The organism is Nostoc sp. (genome assembly GCF_035638895.1).
In the GTDB taxonomy this organism is placed as follows: Bacteria; Cyanobacteriota; Cyanobacteriia; order Cyanobacteriales; family Nostocaceae; genus Nostoc.
On sequence record NZ_DASQZC010000141.1, the window covers coordinates 1 to 2,519 of the forward strand.

General features: G+C 36.6%; 2 protein-coding genes and 2 pseudogenes. 2 read left to right on the forward strand and 2 right to left on the reverse strand.

What is annotated here, in order from left to right; genetic code table 11:
• The coding region (locus tag VE944_RS06885) for a tetratricopeptide repeat protein (protein WP_324974218.1) at positions 1 to 391 on the forward strand (391 nt) is incomplete at its 5' end.
• 145 nt (positions 392 to 536) lie between these two features.
• Here VE944_RS06885 and VE944_RS06890 read toward each other — a convergent pair.
• Together VE944_RS06890 and VE944_RS06895 are read right to left on the reverse strand one after the other, a co-directional pair.
• Positions 537 to 905, reverse strand: a pseudogene (locus VE944_RS06890) (tetratricopeptide repeat protein); the annotation flags it as partial.
• A 12-nt stretch (positions 906 to 917) separates the two neighbouring features.
• Positions 918 to 1,850, reverse strand: coding sequence for a tetratricopeptide repeat protein (locus VE944_RS06895; RefSeq protein WP_324974221.1), 933 nt, complete (start codon positions 1,848 to 1,850; stop codon positions 918 to 920).
• 366 nt (positions 1,851 to 2,216) lie between these two features.
• On the opposite strand from VE944_RS06895, the pseudogene VE944_RS06900 reads away from it, so the two are divergent.
• Positions 2,217 to 2,519, forward strand: a pseudogene (locus tag VE944_RS06900) (Uma2 family endonuclease); the annotation flags it as partial.

A 2,519-nucleotide genomic window follows, 5' to 3' on the forward strand; every position in this document is an offset into this window, starting at 1 on the left:
AGACGATGCCTTTGGACACTTTCAATTAGGAAATGTGCTTTTTCGGCAAAAGAAACCACAAGAAGCAATTAGCTCTTATCAAGAAGCCATTCGCCTCCAGCCAAAATATGCTCTCGCTCACAATGCGATGGGTATGGTTTACGCAAGCCAAAGTCGCTGGGAAGAAGCCATTAGTGAATATAAAAAAGCTCTAGAAATTAATCCTAATTATGGCGAGGGACTGACTAATTTTGCACTGGCATTGTGGCAAACAAATAAAAAAGACGAGGCTCTATCTTCTTTAGAAAAAGCTTTAAATATCTTCAAAGAGCAGAATAGAGGTGAGAAAGTTAACCAAGTAGAACGAATCCTGCGAGAGATAAAAACTGCTGATGATCCGAGTGTTTCATGAAAATCACATTATTCCTTGGATAAAAGCAAAATACAATGTAAAGTTGCGGTTAGCCAGACACACTCAATAAGATGAAGAGTTGCTGGCGATCCGCTTTCTGCCTGCTTTGTCATAAATGCGATATTGAAATTGTAAAATTATGGGTTTAAAAAATCCGCTTTTGCCACCAATGAGTATTTTGAATTTCTTGCTCAATCTTTCTAATTTCATGTTGTAAAATTTTTACTTCATCTAACATTGATTTTTTGGTGAAAATTTTTATTGCTTCTTGAAAATCTGTAATCGCTTTCTTTGTATTTCCCTTATCGTTAAGCATATAGCCACGCTCGACATAGGCATCAGCATAATCAGGATCAATCTTGAGGACTTGACTATAATCTGTAATAGCTCCTTGTTTATCTCCCTTTTCACTTTTGATATAACCTCGGTTAAAATAAGCATCAGTACATTTGGGCTGCATCTTGATGACTTGGGAGTAGTCTGCAATTGCACGCTCGTAACTTTCTAGAGCTGCATAAACATCGCCTCACTTAAAATAAGCATCTGTAGATTTAGGATTACTCTGGATTAAATAATTTAAATATACAACTGCATTACTATAATCTCCTAGTCCAATGTAAGCATCAATAAGATGAAAATAGGTATTAATATCTTCAGGGTTAATCTTAATTACTAGAATAAAATCTTCAACAGCTTTTTTATAGTTTTCTAAATCTAAATAAATACAACCACGTATAAAATAAGCTTCAACACACCCAGAATTCATCTCAATGACTTTGGTGTAGTCTGCAACTGCGCTTTGGTAATCGTTTAGTTCCAAACACATCTTACCCCGCATAAAGTAAATGTCGGCATCGTTAGGATCGAGACTAATACATTGAGTCAAGTCTAAAGCCGCCCTTTTGTAGTTACCTTGTGCAGCTAAAATATGTGCTCGATTCCTATAGGCATCAGTATAATCAGAATCTAGTTGAATGGTTTGGGTATAGTCTGAGATGGCTCCTTGATAGTCACCCATATCAGAACGAATACATCCCCTAAAAAAATAAGCATCGATACATTTAGGATTGATTGTCATAGCTTGAGTAAAATCTTCAATAGCTTCCTCATAATATCCATTTTGAAGTCTTTCTACTCCTCGATAGCAAAAATCTTCATCGCTTTTGAATACATCTAAAACGCCTCCAATACCCCTAGCTACTTCTCCGAATAAAAATCCTATACCCTTGGCTGCATTCTTGACTGTTTCCTCACCCTTTGCTCCAGCAAATACACCACTAGCTACAAGCAAAGGGACAGCTAAGGGAAGACTTGCAGCACCCAAAGCAACACCTGCTGCAAGTGCTGCACCTCCTCCTAAAACAGCTCCTGTTCGATTGTTCTGAGCAGAACCATCTTCAGAATAAGTTTGAAGTACCTCAATACCATCAAAAATTTCTGCTAAGTTTTCCCAACTCATTTTTAGTACCTATATATTTTTGCTTTTATTTTCATTGATAACGATTTTTCGGCTTGCTGATTGCAAGTATCAATTAGTCTCACACAAAAGCGCAAAAACCGTTGTTTAGTCATATCGAAAAATGTAAATTCATACTCTGATTCAGTAACGCCAATTTTGAGGTTAAATAAATTTTTGACAACCCTTAAGAATTAACTTAAGTTAATTAAAAAATGATTTACTGTAATTTATTACACAATAAGTTATTGTTTCAACAGTGACAATACTTAAAATTTTGTTATTTTGAATGCTTTTAAAGGTTCATGTACCATTTTGGGATAGAAACACCACTACAATAAAAGTCAGATAAACTCCCGGTTAAAGCCTATGACTCGCCTATCGGCATTAACTTTACCCGATCACACTCAGTTACCAGACTCAGATGGTACATTCGTGAAAAATCTTCAGGAGCATCCGCAAAGCATTTTAATTACAGATTCAATTAAACCTGTTTTAGAGCAACTTTATCCTAACGGTCAATATTGTATCGGACAAGATTCTGGTATCTACTGGCGATTGACTGATCCTCCAGAGAAAGGGGCTGAAGCACCAGACTGGTTTTATGTACCTAATGTACCACCGACCCTTGACGGTAAAATGCGGCGTTCTTATGTGCTGTGGAAGGAGTAT